This is a genomic window from Pseudomonas sp. D1-1 (genome assembly GCF_051132225.1).
Classification (GTDB): domain Bacteria; phylum Pseudomonadota; class Gammaproteobacteria; order Pseudomonadales; family Pseudomonadaceae; genus Aquipseudomonas.
In genome coordinates, this window is sequence record NZ_CP071676.1 from 5,204,569 (window position 1) to 5,222,597 (window position 18,029).

At 63.4% G+C, this 18,029-nt stretch carries 22 protein-coding genes; 9 read left to right on the top strand and 13 right to left on the bottom strand.

Annotated features, from left to right (window positions below; genetic code table 11):
* The first annotated feature begins 142 nt into the window (after window positions 1-142).
* Complete coding sequence (locus tag J3P86_RS23475) at window positions 143-2,023, top strand: TonB-dependent receptor domain-containing protein (RefSeq protein ID WP_434698972.1); 1,881 nt, start codon at window positions 143-145, stop codon at window positions 2,021-2,023.
* A gap of 137 nt (window positions 2,024-2,160) precedes the next feature.
* On the opposite strand, the gene J3P86_RS23480 is transcribed toward J3P86_RS23475, so the two are convergent.
* The 12 genes from J3P86_RS23480 to nrdR all read right to left on the bottom strand — a co-directional run bounded on the left by J3P86_RS23480 (window position 2,161) and on the right by nrdR (window position 10,968).
* On the bottom strand, window positions 2,161-2,946 hold the full coding sequence (locus J3P86_RS23480) for a cobalamin-binding protein (RefSeq protein ID WP_434698973.1): 786 nt from the start codon (window positions 2,944-2,946) through the stop codon (window positions 2,161-2,163).
* Window positions 2,946-3,365: an MFS transporter gene (locus J3P86_RS23485; RefSeq protein WP_434698974.1), complete on the bottom strand. Its 420-nt coding sequence runs from the start codon at window positions 3,363-3,365 to the stop codon at window positions 2,946-2,948. The genes J3P86_RS23480 and J3P86_RS23485 overlap by 1 nt, the downstream gene beginning before the upstream one ends.
* Window positions 3,362-3,979: a GTP cyclohydrolase II gene (ribA, locus tag J3P86_RS23490; RefSeq protein WP_305498489.1), complete on the bottom strand. Its 618-nt coding sequence runs from the start codon at window positions 3,977-3,979 to the stop codon at window positions 3,362-3,364. Before ribA ends, J3P86_RS23485 begins: the two co-directional genes overlap by 4 nt.
* A gap of 109 nt (window positions 3,980-4,088) precedes the next feature.
* Window positions 4,089-4,847 carry a substrate-binding periplasmic protein gene (locus tag J3P86_RS23495; RefSeq protein ID WP_434601967.1) on the bottom strand — a complete coding sequence of 253 codons (759 nt, stop codon included), beginning with the start codon at window positions 4,845-4,847 and terminating at the stop codon, window positions 4,089-4,091.
* An 11-nt stretch (window positions 4,848-4,858) separates the two neighbouring features.
* Complete coding sequence (locus J3P86_RS23500; RefSeq protein ID WP_030140455.1) at window positions 4,859-5,362, bottom strand: phosphatidylglycerophosphatase A family protein; 504 nt, start codon at window positions 5,360-5,362, stop codon at window positions 4,859-4,861.
* Window positions 5,359-6,321: a thiamine-phosphate kinase gene (gene thiL, locus J3P86_RS23505; RefSeq protein ID WP_434698975.1), complete on the bottom strand. Its 963-nt coding sequence runs from the start codon at window positions 6,319-6,321 to the stop codon at window positions 5,359-5,361. The genes J3P86_RS23500 and thiL overlap by 4 nt, the downstream gene beginning before the upstream one ends.
* A gap of 18 nt (window positions 6,322-6,339) precedes the next feature.
* Window positions 6,340-6,840 carry a transcription antitermination factor NusB gene (gene nusB, locus J3P86_RS23510; RefSeq protein ID WP_305498485.1) on the bottom strand — a complete coding sequence of 167 codons (501 nt, stop codon included), beginning with the start codon at window positions 6,838-6,840 and terminating at the stop codon, window positions 6,340-6,342.
* Window positions 6,837-7,313 (bottom strand): 6,7-dimethyl-8-ribityllumazine synthase, encoded by a 477-nt coding sequence (gene ribH / locus J3P86_RS23515; protein WP_039594266.1) that lies wholly within the window; start codon window positions 7,311-7,313, stop codon window positions 6,837-6,839. Before ribH ends, nusB begins: the two co-directional genes overlap by 4 nt.
* Before the next feature lie 243 nt (window positions 7,314-7,556).
* Window positions 7,557-8,648 carry a bifunctional 3,4-dihydroxy-2-butanone-4-phosphate synthase/GTP cyclohydrolase II gene (gene ribBA, locus J3P86_RS23520; RefSeq protein WP_305498480.1) on the bottom strand — a complete coding sequence of 364 codons (1,092 nt, stop codon included), beginning with the start codon at window positions 8,646-8,648 and terminating at the stop codon, window positions 7,557-7,559.
* A gap of 16 nt (window positions 8,649-8,664) precedes the next feature.
* Entirely contained in the window at window positions 8,665-9,327 is a 663-nt protein-coding gene (locus J3P86_RS23525) for a riboflavin synthase (RefSeq protein ID WP_092204487.1), read from the bottom strand.
* A gap of 46 nt (window positions 9,328-9,373) precedes the next feature.
* Entirely contained in the window at window positions 9,374-10,507 is a 1,134-nt protein-coding gene (gene ribD / locus J3P86_RS23530) for a bifunctional diaminohydroxyphosphoribosylaminopyrimidine deaminase/5-amino-6-(5-phosphoribosylamino)uracil reductase RibD (RefSeq protein ID WP_434601969.1), read from the bottom strand.
* Window positions 10,504-10,968: a transcriptional regulator NrdR gene (gene nrdR / locus J3P86_RS23535; RefSeq protein WP_013694316.1), complete on the bottom strand. Its 465-nt coding sequence runs from the start codon at window positions 10,966-10,968 to the stop codon at window positions 10,504-10,506. Before nrdR ends, ribD begins: the two co-directional genes overlap by 4 nt.
* 127 nt (window positions 10,969-11,095) lie before the next feature.
* Here nrdR and J3P86_RS23540 point away from each other — a divergent pair, with 127 nt between their 5' ends.
* The 3 genes from J3P86_RS23540 to trxA all read left to right on the top strand — a co-directional run bounded on the left by J3P86_RS23540 (window position 11,096) and on the right by trxA (window position 13,280).
* Window positions 11,096-11,566, top strand: a complete 471-nt coding sequence (locus J3P86_RS23540) for a YbaY family lipoprotein (RefSeq protein ID WP_434698976.1) — start codon at window positions 11,096-11,098, stop codon at window positions 11,564-11,566.
* Window positions 11,563-12,219: a class I SAM-dependent methyltransferase gene (locus J3P86_RS23545; protein WP_434698977.1), complete on the top strand. Its 657-nt coding sequence runs from the start codon at window positions 11,563-11,565 to the stop codon at window positions 12,217-12,219. Before J3P86_RS23540 ends, J3P86_RS23545 begins: the two co-directional genes overlap by 4 nt.
* 188 nt (window positions 12,220-12,407) lie before the next feature.
* The gene (trxA, locus tag J3P86_RS23550) at window positions 12,408-13,280 is read left to right on the top strand and encodes a thioredoxin (RefSeq protein WP_434601972.1); all 873 of its coding nucleotides are present in this window, start codon (window positions 12,408-12,410) and stop codon (window positions 13,278-13,280) included.
* On the opposite strand, the gene J3P86_RS23555 is transcribed toward trxA, so the two are convergent.
* Window positions 13,274-13,621 (bottom strand): hypothetical protein, encoded by a 348-nt coding sequence (locus tag J3P86_RS23555; protein ID WP_434627832.1) that lies wholly within the window; start codon window positions 13,619-13,621, stop codon window positions 13,274-13,276. The genes trxA and J3P86_RS23555 overlap by 7 nt on opposite strands.
* A 120-nt stretch (window positions 13,622-13,741) precedes the next feature.
* On the opposite strand from J3P86_RS23555, the gene J3P86_RS23560 reads away from it, so the two are divergent.
* From J3P86_RS23560 to J3P86_RS23580, 5 genes are all read left to right on the top strand, one after another.
* The gene (locus J3P86_RS23560) at window positions 13,742-14,326 is read left to right on the top strand and encodes a DUF2796 domain-containing protein (protein ID WP_434627829.1); all 585 of its coding nucleotides are present in this window, start codon (window positions 13,742-13,744) and stop codon (window positions 14,324-14,326) included.
* 138 nt (window positions 14,327-14,464) lie between these two features.
* A complete protein-coding gene (locus J3P86_RS23565; protein ID WP_434571519.1) occupies window positions 14,465-15,175 on the top strand; it encodes an ABC transporter ATP-binding protein in 711 nt (236 codons plus the stop codon).
* A gap of 1 nt (window position 15,176) precedes the next feature.
* Window positions 15,177-16,442, top strand: a complete 1,266-nt coding sequence (locus tag J3P86_RS23570) for an ABC transporter permease (protein WP_434698978.1) — start codon at window positions 15,177-15,179, stop codon at window positions 16,440-16,442.
* An 11-nt stretch (window positions 16,443-16,453) separates the two neighbouring features.
* A complete protein-coding gene (locus J3P86_RS23575; RefSeq protein WP_434571515.1) occupies window positions 16,454-16,972 on the top strand; it encodes a DUF3299 domain-containing protein in 519 nt (172 codons plus the stop codon).
* Window positions 16,973-17,201: 229 nt separating this feature from the next.
* Window positions 17,202-17,900, top strand: a complete 699-nt coding sequence (locus J3P86_RS23580) for an OmpW/AlkL family protein (protein WP_434571514.1) — start codon at window positions 17,202-17,204, stop codon at window positions 17,898-17,900.
* The last annotated feature ends 129 nt before the right edge of the window (window positions 17,901-18,029 follow it).

An 18,029-nucleotide genomic window follows, 5' to 3' on the forward strand; every position in this document is an offset into this window, starting at 1 on the left:
CAGCCAACACAAGCCCCTGTGGGAGCGAGCTTGCTCGCGATAGCGGTGTATCAGCCGAGCATTAGTTGACTGACACTCCGCTATCGCGAGCAAGCTCGCTCCCACATTGGTTTTATGTGGACCCAGTCATAACGGAACATCAATGAAACGCCGCCTCACCCTAGCCCTCGCCCTGCTCCCGACCTTCAACCTGCTCGCCGAGACCTTCGAACGCGACCAGGCCCTCAAGCTGCCTGACATCCTGATCAGCGCCAATCGCCAGGTCGAGGCGCGCAATGACAGCAGCGCCGCCAACACAATCTTCACCCGCGACGACATCGAACGCCTGCAACCGGCCAGTGTCACCGACCTGCTCAGCCGCGTGCCCGGCGTACAGGTGGCACCGCTGGGCGGGCGCGGCAGCCTGCCGGGGATCTACATTCGCGGCACCAAGTCGGCCCAGAGCCTGGTGCTGGTGGACGGCCAGCGCATCGGCAACGCGACCTCCGGCGACAGCAATCTGCAACGCTTGAATATCAACCAGATCGAACGGGTGGAAGTGCTGCGCGGTTCGCGCTCGGTGATCTACGGCGCCGATGCGGTGGGCGGGGTCATTCAGATTTTCACCCGTCGAGGCGCCCAACAAGGCCTGCAGCCACGCCTGCATATGGGCGTCGGCAATCATCAGACCTGGGAGCGCAGCCTCGGTCTGTCCGGTGGCGACGAGCAGACCCGTTTCAACCTGGGCGCCAGCCTCGACGAAAGCGAGGGGAGCAATCGGACCCATGAGTCCTACGCCAGCGACCGCGACGCCGATGCCAACCGCAACCAGTCCTTCAGTCTCAGCCTGAGCCATGCAGCCAGCGACGACCTGGAAGTTGGCCTGAACCTGCTGGATAACCGTGGCAAAAGCGAATACGACAACCCGTTCGGCCGCTTCGACCCCAACACCTTCGAATCGCTGCCCCAGCAGCCCTACAGTGAATTTGCGGTCAGCAGTTTCAGCGGTTATGTCGATGGGCGGATCAACGACGCGTGGAAATCTCGCCTCGAGCTGGGCCACAGCGAGAACCGGGAAAAAACGTACGACAAGCTCAGCGATGTCCGGGAGGTGTTCAACACTTATCGCGACTCGCTGACCTGGCAGAACGACGTGACCCTGGACGAACGCAACAGCCTGATCCTCGGCGGCGACTGGTACCAGGACCGCGTCAACAGCACCACGCCGTTCGATGAAGACAGCCGCTGGAATCGTGCGGCATTCATCCAGCACCGATTCCAGGCCGAAACGTTCTCGACCGAGCTGGGCCTGCGCCGCGACCAGAACCAGCAGTTCGGCGGCCAGAACAGCTGGAGCGGCACCCTTACCCTGCCGGTCAACCCAACCAACGACGTGTTGCTGACCTACAGCGAAAGCTTCCGCGCGCCGACCTTCAACGATCTTTACTACCCGGACTTCAGCAACCCGGACCTGAAACCCGAGACGGCCAGAAGCTACGAATTGCAATGGCGCAGCCAACTGAGCGACAGCGCTCGCCTGGAAGCGTCCCTGTACCGCACGAACCTGGAAGACGCGATCATCTTCGGCAGCAATTCACGGCCGCAAAACGTCGCTTCGGCGCGGATCAACGGTTTCGAAATGGCCTACCGACAGGAACTGTTCGGCTGGCAGGGCAACCTCGGCCTGGCGATCATCGACCCGCGCGACCGCGACAGCGGCCACACCCTGGCACGCCGCGCCCGCCGCACGTTGAGCCTGGACCTGGACCGGCAATTCGATCGCCTCGGCCTCGGCGCGAGCTGGCAAGCGGTGAGCAGCAGTTACGACGACGAAAACAACCGCAACGCCCTGGGCGGCTATGCGCTGCTCGGAGTGCGCGGCAGTTTGGCGTTGAGCCGGGAAGTGAAGCTTGAGATGAAGGTCGATAACCTGCTGGACCAGAATTACAGCCGGGCGCTGTATAGCCATGACGGGGAACAGTATGGGTATCGGGAGGAAGGGCGGGCGTGGTTGTTTGGGGTGACCTGGACGCCTTCCCTCTGATCCAGGATTTATGGTGCCCGGCCTGGCCTCATCGCGAGCAAGCTCGCTCCCACAGGTGATCTGTGGCGGATATGACATCAGCGTTCGCCACGAATCCCTGTGGGAGCGAGCTTGCTCGCGATTGGGAGCCCCGCGGTCTAACGGTCTGGCGCAATCAACTCACACAACCGCGCCGTCGCCTCGATCATCTGCCCGCTGGCCCGCTCCAGACCTTTATCGTTGACCAGCAACAACCGCCCCTGCGCCACCGGCCAGGCTTTCCAGGCGTCAAGCTGCGCCTGCTCCGTAGCCAGGACCACCTGCGGTTGGCGCTGCAATACCGACTCCACGCTCACTTGCGGCGCCGGCAGGTCCAGGTCTGCAAAGACGTTGCGCGCGCCGCACACTGACAACGCATCACTGATGATCTGTCGGCCGCCCACGGTGTACAGCGGCCGATCCCAGACCTGATAGAACACCGGCAACGGCGTCTCCCGTCGGTAGCGTTGGCGCAGCGTCTCCAGGCGCAAGCGCAATTGCGCTGCCCGTTGCACGCCCCGCTCCGGGCGGCCGAGCTGGGCGGCGATGTCTTCGATTTGGTGGAGGAGCTGGTCGAGGCTGTGGGACTCGGCGATATAAATCGGAATGCCCAGGCCCTTGAGCTGTTCGCGCTGGGCCGGGCCGATACTGCCGGGCCAGAGCAGGAGCAGATCGGGCTGGAGGCTAAGCAAGCGCTCCATATCCAGCTGGCCATAACGGCCCACCGACGGCAGGTCCTTCAGGACCGGTGGACGATCGCCACCGTCCAGCACACCCACCAGCAGGTCGGCGGAGCCTAGTTCAACGACAATTTCAGAGAGCGACGGCGCCAGGCTGACGACACGATTGGCCGCCGTCGTCGAAGCGCTGGCGGCCAGCAACAGAACCGCCAGCCAGAGACGCATCAGCCGAGCTGGCGTGGGATGCGATACAGGTAGAACAGCACCGCAGTGGATAACGCCAGCAGCATCAGCGGTACAGCTTCCAACCCGACAAACACCGCCAGCGCACCAACCCACGCCGGCAGGCCTGCCGCCAGAAACGCTGCGCGACGCCGAGCCGCGAGAGTGATCCAGGCTTGGGGTTCTTCCGGTGTATCGAGGGATTTCTGCGTGGCGACCAAGGCGTTTTTATAACTGCCGAAAAATCGCAGGCTGACAAACATCGACGCCACGCCGGCGATAAACAACGGCATCGCCAATACCGGCAGAATCGCTTCGCCCTGGCCGAACACCGCGTTGATCACGAACAGCGGCAGCAACGCCAGCGCCAGGTATTGCCACCAACTGACGGCCAGCCGCCGCCGAACCTGACCACGCGTCACGCCCGGTCGACCTCGCCCTGGTGCTCGTTGCCCATCATGTGGTCGAGCTTGCTGGCCTTGGTTGCCAGGTAAAGCTTGTTGTGCGGGTTGTGCCCGGTATGCAGCGGCACGCGCTCCGCCACCACTACGCCCATGTCGGTCAATGCCTTGACCTTGCGCGGGTTGTTGGTCATCAGTCGCAAGGACTTGATGCCCAGGTGTTCGAGCATCGGTTGGCAAATGCTGTAGTCACGCAAGTCGGCGGCAAACCCGAGGCGCTCGTTGGCTTCGACAGTATCGGCGCCGCCGTCTTGCAGCTCGTAGGCACGGATCTTGTTCAACAGGCCGATGCCGCGGCCTTCCTGGCGCAGGTACAGCAGTACGCCACGGCCCTCGCGAGCAATGGCCTGCAGGGCCGCTTCGAGTTGCGAGCCGCAGTCGCAGCGCTGGCTGAACAAGGCATCGCCCGTCAGGCATTCGGAGTGCAGGCGACCGAGTACCGGAGCGCCGTCGGCGAAATCACCCAGGCTGAGCACGACGTGCTCGCGGCCGGTGGCTTCATCGAGAAAACCATGCATGGTGAATTGCGCAAAGGGTGTTGGCAGCTTGGAAGCGGCAACAAAAACGACAGGCACCGGTGTGCTCCTGATCTAGTACTGGAGATTCGCAGAGGCGGGCATTGTAACAGCACGATCCGACAGACGCTTAGGCTGAATTATCAACCATTACCATCGAAAAGTTTGATCACGGCTTTGGTGGCTTGCCACTCTCGTCGAAGGGATAGGGCTGCTTCCAACGTTCGAAAATCGGCTTCAATTGGCCGCTTTTCACCAGCACGTCCATGCGCCGGTCGAACAGTGCACGCAAGGCACGTCCGTTTTCGGTGTCGGCAAAGCCCAGGTACAGCGGCAGGTTGATCAGCGCAGAGAGCTTGAACTGCTGGGGGTCGTCGGCCTTGGCGAGCACATCCTGGATTTCCATCAACGCATCGATATAAAAATCGGCACGGTCGTGGACCAGCATCGGCAGGATCCCCACGGAGCGGTGGATTTCATTGAAGCGCCGGATGTTCGGCAGATAATTGTTGTATTCGTACCCGCGCATCCACACCAGCCGGTAATTACCCACCGTGGCCAACGTGGGAGAGGGCTTTGACGCCAGGCCCAACGCATAGATGTGATCGACGTCGTAGTGCCAATTGGGGTAGAGCACCCCCTCGGATTCGTCGCGATAGGCACCGACCTGCACGTCGACTTCGCCACGCTGCACCAGGCCGATCGAACGGGTGTAAGGCACGCTGCGGGTTTCCAGCTTGACGCCTTCGGGTTCGAACACCTCGCGCAGGATATCCCAGGCCATGCCCTGGCCATCCGCCTGGGTGTAGTCGGCCCACTCCTCGCTGGCCGCGCGGATCTTGCCGGGCAACGGCGCCGACTCGGCCACGCGAACACCGAGCAACGCCCCGAGACACAACAACAGCAACAGTGTGCGGCTTACGCCCATGCCTGGTTCCCTCAGGTAAAACACCACACCAACCCTTGCATTGCCAGCCAGGCGAACACGCCGGCCAATACGTCATCGAGCATGATGCCTACCCCGCCGTGTACATGCCGATCGATCCAGCGGATCGGCCACGGCTTGAGGATATCGAAGAAGCGGAACACCAGGAAACCCGTCAACAACCAATACCAGCCTTCCGGTACCAGCCACAGGGTAATCCACATGCCGACCATCTCGTCCCAGACGATGCCTTCATGGTCGTGCACCCGCAAATCATCCGCCACTTTGCCGCACAGCCAGAAGCCGAACAGCATGGTGATGCCGAGCATCAGCCAGTAGCCCCAATCCGGCAACATCTGCCACAACGGTATGAAGGGTAGCGCAACCAGCGAGCCCCATGTGCCTGGCGCTTTGGGCAACGTGCCCGAACCGAAGCCAAACGCCATGAAATGCCAGGGATTGCGCCAGACCGAGGGCGGAACGAATTCTGCCGGAACCTGGTTGGGATGATCTGTCACGGTGTCTCCCGAAAATGTTGATAGCCCCGGATTGGCGGGGTGATGTCCTGTCCAAGACTGTCGACCAGCATGACGCCCTGCCCCGCCGTGACACTGCCGACCACATGAATCGGCCAGCCTTCGGCGAGAAGTGCCGACAATCGGACCGGCGGCAGGGTGAACAGCAACACATAGTCGTCGCCGCCACTCAGGGCGGCATGTTGTGCCTGCGGCAGGCCAAACGCCAACAGAGCGTTGGACAACGGCAACCGGTCCCGTTCAACCCGTAACGCCACGCCGGATGCCAGCGCGATATGCCCGCAGTCCGCCAACAACCCATCGGAAATGTCCATTGCCGCGCTGGCCTTGCCCCGTAGAGCCAGGCCAAGGCCGATCTGCGGTTGTGGCGACCAGTAGTGAGCCAGCAGCGGCTCGGCGATAGCAGGCTCGGCACTGCGCTCGCCGAGAACCAGCGGCAACGCGCCAGCCGCATTGCCCAGGTCACCACCGACGCAAAGCAGATCGCCGGGTTGCGCGCCGCTGCGGGTCAGCGCCTGGCCGCACGGCACGCGGCCGAACACGGTCATGGTCAGGCTCAACGGCCCGTGGGTGGTATCGCCCCCCACCAGTGCTACACCACAAGCCTGGGCCATCTGGTTCAGGCCACGGGCATACGCCTGCAGCCAATCGGCGGCCACCGTCGGCAAGGTCAGGGCGAGGGTAAAGGCGAGAGGACTGGCGCCCATGGCGGCCAGGTCGCTGACCGCCACGGCCAGCGAGCGCTGGCCGAGCAGGAACGGGTCGCAAGGGTCCGGAAAATGCACACCGGCCACGAGCGTGTCGGTGGATACCGCGAGCTGTTCTCCGGGAGGAACGGCCAGCAGGGCGCAATCGTCGCCGATTCCGAGCGCAACGCCCTCGCCGCCTTGCGCACAGGCAGCGGCGGCAAAGTAGTGACGGATCAGCTCAAATTCGCCCATAGCCGCTACAAGCGCCAATCAGCGCTTGAACGCCTTCACTTCGGCTTCACGCAGACGCGGGGCGAGCTTGTCGAGTACGCCGTTGACGAACTTGTGGCCATCGGTGGAACCGAAGACTTTCGCCAGCTCGATCCCTTCGTTGATCACCACGCGGTACGGTACGTCGACGCGCTGCATCAGTTCCCAGGTGGACAGGCGCAACACAGCCAGCTCAACCGGGTCCAATTCATCGATCGTCAGGTCCAGGCAAGGTGCCAGGGCCGTATCGATTTCGGTCTTGTGGGCCGGGACGCCATGCAGGATCTCGCGGAAATACGCGCCATCGACATCGCTGAAGTCGTTATCGACGCGAAACTGCGCTTCGATCTCGTTCAGCGACTGCTTGGCCATGTGCCATTGGTACAGGGCCTGGGTCGCGAGCTGACGGGCTTCGCGGCGCTTGACGCTCTTCGAAGGCTTGCCGGCGTCGGCCGGTTTCGGCTCGCGCGGATTGAAACGATCGCTTTCGTCGCTAATCACTTGGCCTCCAACTGCGCCAGCAGGCTGACCATTTCCAGGGCGGACAGGGCAGCTTCGGCACCTTTGTTACCGGCCTTGGTGCCGGAACGTTCGATGGCTTGTTCGATGGAATCAACGGTCAGCACGCCGAAGGCAACCGGTACGCCGAATTCCATGGACACCTGGGCCAGGCCCTTGGTGCATTCGCCGGCCACGTATTCGAAGTGTGGAGTACCGCCACGAATGACCGCGCCGAGGGCGATGATCGCCGCAAATTCGCCTTTTTGTGCGACTTTCTGCGCAACCAGCGGAATTTCGAAGGCGCCAGGGGCACGGATAATGGTGATGTCGCCTTCGCTCACGCCATGGCGAACCAGGGCATCGACCGCACCGTCGACCAGGCTCTCAACCACAAAGCTGTTGAAACGGCCGACTACCAGCGCGTAGCGGCCCTTGGGGGCGATGAAGGTACCTTCGATGGTCTTCAGGGTCATTCGTCAGTTCTCTTAAAGAGCCGGAGCACGTTCTATACGTGCTCCTCAGTGATATTAGTCTCAAATACAGCGCCGCAGATTCCGGATTGCCATCGGCTCATACATCTGTGGCGAGGGGATTTATCCCCGCTGGGCTGCGCAGCGGCCCCTCTTTTTGGGACTGCTTCGCAGTCCAGCGGGGATAAATCCCCTCGCCACAATGGTTCTAACAAGCCTGAACAACAAGCCGGAATCCGCAGGCCATTATTCGGAGGGCACGTATTCTACAACTTCCAGATCGAAACCGGATATCGCATTAAATTTCATCGGTGCGCTCATCAGGCGCATTTTGCGTACGCCCAGGTCGCGCAGGATCTGCGAACCGGCCCCGACGATGCTGTAGGTGGTCGGTTTTTTCACCGGTTGATGTTCGGTGGTTTCGCGAATGTGCGCCAGCAGCACATCGCCATCGAGCGGGTGCCCGAGCAACAGCACCACGCCGCTGCCGGCCTCGGCTACCGCGGCCATGGCCGCGCGCAGGCTCCAGCGGCCCGGCTGCTTGACCATTAGCAGGTCACGCAGTGGGTCCATGTTGTGCACGCGAACCAGAGTCGGTTCTTCGGCGCACACGGTTCCCAGGGTCAGCGCCATGTGCACGTCGCCTTCCACCGAATCGCGGTAGGTCACCAGGTTGAACTGGCCCAGTTCGCTGTCCAGCGGCTGCTCGGCAATCCGCTGAACGGTACGCTCGTGGATCATCCGGTAGTGGATCAGATCGGCAATGGTGCCGATCTTGATGTCGTGCTCGGCAGCGAAAGCCTCAAGCTCGGCGCGACGGGACATGGTGCCGTCGTCGTTCATCACTTCGCAGATGACGCCGGCGGGCTCGAAACCGGCCATACGCGCGAGGTCGCACGCCGCTTCGGTGTGGCCGGCGCGGGCCAGGGTGCCGCCGGCCTGGGCCATCAGCGGGAAGATGTGACCGGGGCTGACGATGTCTTCGGCCCTGGCGTCGGCGGCCGCAGCGGCCTGCACGGTACGCGCCCGGTCCGCGGCGGAAATACCGGTGGTCACGCCCTCGGCGGCCTCGATGGACACGGTGAACTTGGTGCCGAACCCGGAACCGTTGCGTGGCGCCATCAACGGCAGCTTCAGCAGCTCGCAGCGCTCACGGGTCATCGGCATGCAGATCAGGCCACGGGCGTGCTTGGCCATGAAATTGATGTGTTCGGCCTTGCAGCATTCGGCGGCCATGATCAGGTCGCCTTCGTTCTCGCGGTCTTCGTCATCCATGAGGATGACCATCTTGCCTTGGCGGATGTCTTCAACCAGTTCTTCGATGCTATTGAGCGCCACGCGGCACCCCCTTGGGTCAGGATTTGAGGTAGCCGTTGGCGGCCAGAAAGCTTTCAGTGATGTTACCGGCCGCAGGTTCGGCAGCCTTGTCGCCCAGCAGCAGGCGCTCCAGGTAACGGGCCAGCAGGTCGACCTCCAGGTTGACCCGGCGACCAGGCCGGTACGAGGCCATGATGGTTTCGCTCAGCGTGTGCGGGATGATAGTCAGCAGGAATTCGGCACCATCCACCGCGTTGACGGTCAGGCTGGTGCCGTCGACCGTGATCGAGCCCTTGTGGGCGATGTACTTGGCGAGTTCTTTCGGAGCGCGGATACGAAACTCCACGGCCCGGGCGTTATCGGTACGCGACACCACTTCACCGACGCCATCGACATGACCGCTGACCAGGTGCCCACCCAGGCGGGTAGTCGGGGTCAGGGCTTTTTCCAGGTTGACCGGGCTGCCGCTCTTGAGGTCGTTCATCGCGGTGCAGTCGAGGGTTTCCCGGCTGACGTCCGCCAGGAAACCATTGCCCGGCAGTTCCACGGCGGTCAGGCAGACGCCGTTCACGGCGATGCTGTCGCCCAGCTTGACGTCGCTCAGGTCGAGCTTGCCGGTTTCGACGTGGACCCGCACATCGCCGCCCTTGGGAGTGAGTGCACGGATGCTGCCGATGGATTCGATGATGCCGGTAAACATGGAGTCCTCCTCGAGAACGGACCGTCGCTTGCGCGAAAGCCGGGAATTATACGCTGGCCTGCGGAGCGGGGACGGCGATGACTCGCCAGTCATCGCCCACGGCGCGAATGTCGGTGATTTGAAGCTGCGGCGCGTCTTTCATCTGCGCCAGCGGCCAATCGAGCAATGGCCGCGCCGTGGATCCGAGGAACTTGCCGGCGATGAAAATCTGGAATTCGTCGACCAACCCCTGCCGGGCGAAAGCACCCGCCAGGCGCGGGCCGGCTTCCACCAGCACTTCATTGACGCCACGGGCCGCCAGCTCCAGCAGCAGGCGATGCAGATCGACCTGGCCATCTTCCCCGGCGACGATCATGCATTCAGGGCCGTTGGCGTACTGTTCCTCAACCGCCATGCAGGTAGCGACAAGCGCCGGGCCCGCTCTGAAGAACGGCGCATCCAGCGGCACCCGCAGACGACCGTCCACCAGCACCCGCAGCGCCGGACGGCTCATGGCCAACGCGGTCTGCTCGGCGTCCAGCCCAAGCTCATCGGCACGCACGGTCAGCCGGGCGTTGTCCGCCAGTACCGTATCGGCGCCGGTCAGCACCACGCTGGCCTGGGCGCGCAGGCGTTGCACCGCTGAGCGAGCGGCCGGGCCGGTAATCCATTGGCTCTCGCCGCTTTCCATGGCGGTACGGCCATCCAGGCTCATGGCAAGCTTGACCCGCACGAACGGCAGGCCGTGCTCCATGCGCTTGAGAAACCCTTCGTTGAGCTTGCGCGCTTCGCCTTCGAGCACGCCGCTTTGTGTGGCGATGCCGGCCTGGGCGAGACGCTGCAGGCCGCGCCCGGCGACTTCCGGATTGGGGTCCTGCATTGCCGCGACCACCCGCGCCACGCCGGCATTGACCAGCGCATCGGCGCAGGGCGGCGTGCGCCCATGGTGGCTGCAAGGTTCGAGGGTCACGTAGGCCGTCGCGCCCCGGGCCTTGTCAGCAGCGGCGCGCAGGGCATGGACTTCGGCATGGGGTTCGCCCGCACGGATGTGCCAGCCTTCGCCGACCACCAGCCCGTCGCGCACGATCACGCAACCGACCCGGGGGTTGGGGTGGGTGCTGTAGTGACCGCGCCGCGCCAGTTCCAGGGCGCGGGCCATGTAGTGGGCGTCGAGGACGGCCTGCTGCGCCGCGCCGGTCATTCTTTCACCGGTTCGCGGGCCAGGCGGTCGATTTCCTCGCGGAACTCGTTGAGGTCCTGGAAACGCCGGTACACCGAGGCGAAGCGGATATAGGCCACTTCATCGAGCTTTTGCAGCTCGGCCATGACCAACTCGCCGACGACGAGGGACTTGACCTCACGCTCGCCCGTCGCGCGCAGCTTGTGCTTGATGTGCACCAGCGCCGCTTCCAGACGCTCGACGCTCACCGGGCGTTTTTCCAGGGCGCGCTGCATGCCGGCGCGCAGTTTTTCTTCATCGAACGGCTGGCGGCTGCCGTCGGTCTTGATCAGGCGCGGCAACACCAGTTCAGCGGTCTCGAACGTCGTGAAACGCTCGCCGCAGGCCAGGCATTCGCGGCGGCGGCGGACCTGTTCGCCCTCGGCGACCAGTCGCGAGTCGATGACTTTGGTGTCGTTGGCACCGCAGAAGGGACAGTGCATGGTGGCAGGCAACAAAAAAAGGGAGGGCCATGGTAGCGCATCCCACTGGCAAGACAAGCCATAGGGTTTACGGTATACAGACGGGCCTATTGTAAGACCCACGGAATTCACCTTGCTGGAGCCACCCATGCCGCTACGATCGCTCGTTTTGCTCAGTCTCTTCAGCCTGCTGATGGCGTGCAGCAGCGACGCCCCCAAGCCCGCTGCCCCCGCCCCGGCCCCGGCCCCAGCGCCGAAACAGGCCCAGGAAAAGGCCCGGCAGGCCACCGAGCTTGGCCCGCTGCCGGCCCATCAGCGCGAATTGAGCGGCACCCTGCAAGGCGTACCGGCCGGCGCCGAAGTCGAACTGGCGCTACTGGTGATCGATGACAAGGACCGCCCGCAACAACTGCTCGCCAGCTCCAGCCTGATCGGCACCAACCAGGCGCTGCCCTTTCGCCTGCGCTTCAATCCGGAAGCGTTCCCGGTCGGCGCCCGTGTCGAGTTGCGCGGCCGCGCCAGCCAGTCCGGCCAACTGATCCTGCATCTGCCGGAACAACGCATCACGCAACCGACCACCCAGGCGCTGGGCGTCCTGCAATTCGTCAAAGCTCCATGAAGGCACCGCAGCACCTGCAAGGTGCCTTGGTCGAGCTGCTGGGCGATGCGCGCCTGGTGTCCTGTGCGCTATCCGGCACCGACCTGGCGTTGTGGCTGATCGACGGCGAGAACATGGACCGGGCCTTCAGCCCGGAGGAAACCCGCCGCATCCTCCACGAACCGCCTTACTGGAGTTTCTGCTGGGCCAGCGGCCTGGCGCTGGCCCGCTACCTGGCCGAACACCCGCAGTGGGTCGAGGGCAAGCGGGTACTGGATTTCGGCGCCGGCTCCGGCGTGGCGGGTATCGCGGCGATCAAGGCCGGGGCGCGCGAAGTGGTGGCCTGCGACCTGGATCCGTTGGCGCTTGCCGCGTCAAGGGCCAACGCCGCGCTTAACGGCGTAGAGCTGAATTATTCAGCGGACTTTTTCGCCGAAGCCGATCGCTTCGACCTGATCCTGGTCGCCGATGTGCTTTATGACCGGGCCAACCTGCCGTTGCTCGACCAGTTCCTCAGCCGTGGCCGCGAGGCGCTGGTGGCGGACTCCCGGGTGCGCGATTTCCAGCATCCGCTGTATCGCCGTATTGAAATGCTCGAAGCCATGACTCTGCCGGACCTGGCCGAGCCGGAGGAGTTTCGGCATGTGAGCCTGTACCACGCGCGGCGCGACTGAAAGCTTCGCGAGCAGGCTCGCTCCCACAAGGGATTTTGTTCAGTTAACAGAAGTTGCCGGCACCACAAAACACTGTGGGAGCGAGCCTGCTCGCGAAAGCGGTGCATCAGGCGCCGCAAGTCCCGACTTTCAGCCATCCCCCACCAAGCCGTATAGTTGCCCCATTCAAGCGTTCTACGAGACTTCCCATGACCCAGGACACGCCGTACATCTTCGACGCCACCACTGCCGATTTCGACCAGTCGGTAATCGCCAACTCCTTCCACAAACCGGTGCTGGTGGATTTCTGGGCCGAGTGGTGTGCGCCGTGCAAGGCGCTGATGCCGATGCTGCAAGGCATCGCCGAGAGCTACCAGGGTGAACTGCTGCTGGCCAAGGTCAACTGCGACATCGAGCAGGACATCGTCGCCCGCTTCGGCATTCGCAGCCTGCCCACCGTTGTGTTGTTCAAGGACGGCCAGCCGGTCGACGGCTTTGCCGGTGCCCAGCCGGAATCGGCGGTGCGGGCAATGCTCGAACCCCATGTGCAGATGCCGCCGCCAGCCGCCGCCGATCCGCTGGAACAAGCCCAGGCGCTGTTCGACGACGGTCGTTTCGCCGACGCCGAAGCCCTGCTCAAGGCACTGCTGGTGGAAGACAACAGCAACGCCAAGGCGCTGATCCTCTATGCCCGCTGCCTGACCGAGCGCGGCGAGCTGGACGAAGCGCAGACAGTTCTGGATGCCGTGAAAAGTGACGAACACAAGGCCGCACTGGCCGGTGCCAAGGCGCAGATCCAGTTCCTCGGCCTGGCCAAGGACCTGCCGGACGCCGCCGACCTGAAGGCGCGCCTGGCGAAAGACCCACAAGATGATGAAGCGGTGTATCAACTGGCGATCCAGCAACTGGCGCGCCAGCAGTACGAACCCGCCCTCGATGCGCTGCTCAAGCTGTTCATCCGCAATCGCAGCTACAGCGAAGGCCTGCCGCACAAGACCTTGCTCCAAGTGTTCGAGCTGCTGGGCAATGACCACCCGCTGGTGACGACCTATCGCCGCAAGCTGTTCGCCGCGCTTTACTGACCGACCCAGCTGTAGAGCGGCGTATCCCCGCCGCTCAGCACCTTGACCTCGGCGCTGTGGCGCAGACGCACCAACAGCCGCTTGCCGGACGAAGCGCTGCCGGTCAGGCCTTCCAGCTGCTCCAGCAAGTCCGGGCCGGTCAATTGCCCGGCCTTGCGCAGCAGTTCCTTGGCGATCTGCCATTGGGCATCGTCCTGACTCGCCGGCCTGGCCGACGGTGTCGTCGCAACCTCGGACTTGGCCACCTGCAGCTGCGCGCCGAGCTGCGCCCAGTCGCCTTCATCCATCTCGATCGTCAAGTCCACCGGCCACTCGCCGACGGTTCCGCGTATCCGCAACATCACCGTGCTCCTGAAGATTTCATCTACGCATGCTCCCATGGGCCTTGCGCGACGCCAAGCAGACGGTCAAACTCTGCGCACTTTCGTTATAAGATTACATAACCTTTCCGGAGACTCGTCATGCGTCGTCTGCTTCTCGCTTTGCCGTTCGCCCTGCTGCCGTTGGCTGTCGCTCACGCGGCCGTCGAGCATGATCACGACCATGACCATGAGCACGGCAGCCTCGGCGCCCATGAACACGGCGTCGCTCGGCTGAACGCCGCGCTGGACGGCCAGACCCTGGAACTGGAGCTGGAGAGCCCGGCGATGAACCTGGTCGGCTTCGAACACGCCGCCACCAGCGATGCCGACAAGGCCAAGGTCGCCGCCGTGCGGGCGCAGCTGGATAAACCCCTGGCGCTGTTCAACCTGCCGGCCGCGGCCAAGTGCACCGTGGCCCATCAGGAGCTGGAGAGCCCGCTTTTCGGCGATGAGCCGGACCATGAAGACCACGACGAAGACGGCGACGAGCATCACGACGAGCACAGCGAGATCCATGCCCACTACCAGTTCACCTGCGCCGCTCCGGGCGCCTTGAAGAACCTGGACCTGGCGACCCTGTTCAAAACCTTCCCGGCCACCCAGAAAATTCAGGTACAACTGATCGGCCCGAGCGGTCAGCAAGGCGTTGAAGTGACGGCAAAGGCCCCTGCACTGAAATTCTGATCCACCGCAAAATCCCGATGTGGGAGCGAGCCTGCTCGCGAATGCGCCAGTACATTCAACGACGATGTTGGCTGACTCACCGCATTCGCGAGCAGGCTCGCTCCCACAGGTATTCCGTTAACCTGAAAAATCGGCGACATGACCCAAGCACTCATCGAACTGTCCGACCTGGGCTTCAGCTGGCCCGGGCATCCGCTCTTGCTGGATATCCCGGCGTTTCGCCTGGAGGCCGGTGAAACTCTGTTTCTCAAGGGCCCCAGCGGCAGCGGCAAGACCACGTTGCTGGGGCTGCTGGGCGGTGTGCAGACACCGGATCGCGGCAGCATCCGCCTGCTCGGTCAGGAACTCAGCGAACTGGGCGCCGGCCGCCGCGACCGCTTTCGCGTGGACCATACCGGCTACATTTTCCAGCAGTTCAACCTGCTGCCATTTCTCTCGGTGCGCGAAAACGTCGAGCTGCCCTGCCATTTCTCGACATTACGCGCGCAACGGGCGAAGCAACGCCATGGCAGCGTCGATCAAGCCGCCGCCACGCTGCTGGCTCACCTCGGGCTGAGCGATTCGAGCCTGCTGGATCGCCGCGCCGACTCATTGTCCATCGGCCAGCAACAACGGGTCGCCGCCGCCCGCGCGCTGATCGGCCAACCGGAACTGGTGATTGCCGACGAGCCGACCTCGGCGCTGGATTACGACGCCCGGGAAAACTTCCTGCGGCTGCTTTTCGCCGAATGCCGCGAAGCCGGTTCGAGCCTGCTGTTTGTCAGCCACGACCAGAGCCTGGCGCCGCTGTTCGATCGTCACCTCTCGCTGGCCGATCTCAATCGCGCCGCCACGCCACTCGAGGTCTGAGATGTATTTGTTCCGTCTAGCCATGGCCAGCCTGGCGAACCGCCGCTTCACGGCGATCCTCACCGCTTTTGCCATTGCCCTTTCCGTTTGCCTGCTGCTGGCCGTGGAGCGCGTGCGTACCGAGGCGCGGGCCAGTTTCGCCAGCACCATCAGCGGCACCGACCTGATTGTCGGCGCTCGCTCCGGTTCGGTGAACCTGCTGTTGTACTCGGTGTTTCGCATCGGCAACGCCACCAATAACATTCGCTGGGACAGCTTCGAGCAGTTCGCCAGCAATCCGAAAGTGAAATGGGCGATCCCCATGTCCCTTGGCGATTCCCATCGCGGTTATCGAGTGATGGGCACCACCGAGGCCTACTTCGAGCATTACCAGTACGGTCGCCGGCAGCATCTGGAACTGGCGGACGGCCGGGCATTCGTCAGCGATCCGTTCGAAGTGGTGCTCGGCGCGGAAGTGGCCGAGGCGCTGCATTACAAACTCGGCGAAAAGCTGGTGTTGGCCCACGGCGTGGCGGCCATCAGCCTGGTCAAGCACGACGACAAACCGTTCACCGTGGTCGGGATTCTCAAGCGCACCGGCACGCCAGTGGACCGCACGCTGCACATCAGCCTCGGCGGCATGGAGGCGATCCATATCGACTGGAAAAATGGCGTGCCGGCCCAGGGCAACGGCCGTATCAGCGCCGACCAGGCCCGCAATATGGACCTTACGCCCAAGGCGATCACCGCCTTCATGCTGGGCCTCAACAGCAAGATTTCCACGTTTGCGCTGCAACGGGAAATCAACGAATTCCGTGGCGAGCCGCTGCTGGCGATCCTGCCCGGTGTGGCGCTGCAAGAGTTGTGGAGCCTGATGGGCACGGCGGAAAAAGCCTTGTTCGTGATTTCACTGTTCGTGGTGCTGACCGGCTTGATCGGCATGCTCACGGCAATCCTCACCAGCCTCAACGAGCGCCGCCGGGAAATGGCGATCCTGCGCTCGGTGGGCGCGCGGCCGTGGCACATCGCGACGCTGCTGGTGCTCGAAGCCTTTGCGCTGGCGCTGGCCGGGGTCATCTCCGGGCTGGCCTTGCTGTACATCGGCATCGCCGTTGCCCAGGGTTACGTGCAGTCGGCCTACGGCCTGTATCTGCCGCTGGGCTGGCCGAGCGAGTATGAATGGACGCTGCTGGCTGGCATTCTGGTCGCCGCCTTGCTGATGGGCAGCGTGCCGGCCTGGCGCGCCTATCGCCAATCGCTGGCCGATGGCCTGTCGATCCGTTTATGAGGACGTTGAAAATGCCCCGCGCCCTGCTTGCGCTGTTGATGCTGGTCAGCCTGCCATTGTGGGCGGCCGAGCCGAGAGACCTGGCCTGGTCGGAAATGATCCCGCCGGACGCGCCGCCGGAAGTGCCGAACATGACGCCCCTGCATGACCTGTCGAAAATGAGCGACGCCCTGGCCGCCGAATCCGCGCCGGCGGCCCGGCAGGACATGCCCAACGCCCCGGTGGTCAAGGCCCTGGACGGCCAGCAGATTCGCTTGCCGGGTTATATCGTGCCGCTGGAGGTCAGCGAGGAAGGCCGCACGACCGACTTCCTGCTGGTGCCGTATTTCGGCGCCTGCATCCACGTGCCGCCCCCGCCGTCGAACCAGATCGTGCATGTGAAAAGCGAAGTCGGGGTCAAGCTCGACGAGCTTTATCAACCGTACTGGGTGGAAGGGCCGATGCAGGTCAAGCCATCCACCAGTGAACTGGCCGATGCCGGGTATCAGATGGAGGCGCAGAAGATTTACGTGTATGAGCTGCCGGAGTGAGTCTGGTAGCCGATGGTTTCCAGTGAAATAGCATTCGCGAGCAGGCTCGCTCCCACAGGGTTCAGCGTCGGCCACAAGATTCGTGTTCACAGCCGATCCACTGTGGGAGCGAGCCTGCTCGCGAAGCCTCAAGACCCACTCATCACACTTTCATTGAGCTGAGTCAAAAGACCGCTCCAGGCGGCTTCGTAACATGGGACATCCTTTTTGAATGTTCTCCGGAGCCCCCATGCAAAAGTCTCTGCTCAGCGCTTCCCTCGTCGCCCTCGCGCTCGCGGCACCACTCGCCCAGGCCCATACCGCCGGCGATATCATCGTTCGCGCCGGCGCCATCACCGTCAATCCGGATGCCGACAGTTCCAGCGTCAAGGTCGACCGTGGCCCGCTGGCCGGTGCCGACCTGGGCGGCAAGGCGACCATGAGCAGCGACACTCAGTTGGGCCTGAACTTCGCCTACATGCTCACCGACAATTGGGGGATCGAGCTGCTGGCGGCCTCGCCATTCGAGCACGACGTGAAAATCAAAGGCACCGCCCTGGGCGCGGCCAACGGCAAGCTCGGCACACTCAAGCACTTGCCGCCGACCCTGAGCCTGGTCTACTACCCGCTCGACGCCAAGTCGGCCTTCCAGCCTTACGTCGGCGCCGGCATCAACTACACCTGGATCTATGACGAACACGTCGGCAGCGACGCCAGCGCCAACGGTTTCAGCAACTTCCGGGCGAGCAACAGCTGGGGCATGGCGTGGCAAGTCGGCGCCGACTACATGCTGACGGACAACATCATGATCAACGGCCAGGTCCGCTACATCGACATCGACACCACCGCCTATGTCGACAACAACGCGGTGGCCGGCGGAACGCGGGCCAAGGTTGACGTGGACGTGGATCCGTTCGTCTACATGGTGGGGTTGGGTTACAAGTTCTGAGCCGAACCTGAAGGAACGAAAGCCCCTGTGGGAGCGAGCTTGCTCGCGATGACGGTGGATCAGTCGGCAATAATGTTGACTGACCCACCGCTATCGCGAGCAAGCTCGCTCCCACAGTTTTTTGGCTGG

Coding starts and splice junctions, on each gene's coding strand:
- J3P86_RS23475 (WP_434698972.1), top strand. CDS start 143: ATGAAACGCCGCCTCACCCTAGCCCTCGCCCTGCTCCCGACCTTCAAC.
- J3P86_RS23480 (WP_434698973.1), bottom strand. CDS start 2,946: ATGCGTCTCTGGCTGGCGGTTCTGTTGCTGGCCGCCAGCGCTTCGACG.
- J3P86_RS23495 (WP_434601967.1), bottom strand. CDS start 4,847: ATGGGCGTAAGCCGCACACTGTTGCTGTTGTTGTGTCTCGGGGCGTTG.
- thiL (WP_434698975.1), bottom strand. CDS start 6,321: ATGGGCGAATTTGAGCTGATCCGTCACTACTTTGCCGCCGCTGCCTGT.
- ribH (WP_039594266.1), bottom strand. CDS start 7,313: ATGACCCTGAAGACCATCGAAGGTACCTTCATCGCCCCCAAGGGCCGC.
- J3P86_RS23525 (WP_092204487.1), bottom strand. CDS start 9,327: ATGTTTACCGGCATCATCGAATCCATCGGCAGCATCCGTGCACTCACT.
- ribD (WP_434601969.1), bottom strand. CDS start 10,507: ATGACCGGCGCGGCGCAGCAGGCCGTCCTCGACGCCCACTACATGGCC.
- nrdR (WP_013694316.1), bottom strand. CDS start 10,968: ATGCACTGTCCCTTCTGCGGTGCCAACGACACCAAAGTCATCGACTCG.
- J3P86_RS23540 (WP_434698976.1), top strand. CDS start 11,096: ATGCCGCTACGATCGCTCGTTTTGCTCAGTCTCTTCAGCCTGCTGATG.
- J3P86_RS23545 (WP_434698977.1), top strand. CDS start 11,563: ATGAAGGCACCGCAGCACCTGCAAGGTGCCTTGGTCGAGCTGCTGGGC.
- trxA (WP_434601972.1), top strand. CDS start 12,408: ATGACCCAGGACACGCCGTACATCTTCGACGCCACCACTGCCGATTTC.
- J3P86_RS23555 (WP_434627832.1), bottom strand. CDS start 13,621: ATGTTGCGGATACGCGGAACCGTCGGCGAGTGGCCGGTGGACTTGACG.
- J3P86_RS23560 (WP_434627829.1), top strand. CDS start 13,742: ATGCGTCGTCTGCTTCTCGCTTTGCCGTTCGCCCTGCTGCCGTTGGCT.
- J3P86_RS23565 (WP_434571519.1), top strand. CDS start 14,465: ATGACCCAAGCACTCATCGAACTGTCCGACCTGGGCTTCAGCTGGCCC.
- J3P86_RS23570 (WP_434698978.1), top strand. CDS start 15,177: ATGTATTTGTTCCGTCTAGCCATGGCCAGCCTGGCGAACCGCCGCTTC.
- J3P86_RS23575 (WP_434571515.1), top strand. CDS start 16,454: ATGCCCCGCGCCCTGCTTGCGCTGTTGATGCTGGTCAGCCTGCCATTG.
- J3P86_RS23580 (WP_434571514.1), top strand. CDS start 17,202: ATGCAAAAGTCTCTGCTCAGCGCTTCCCTCGTCGCCCTCGCGCTCGCG.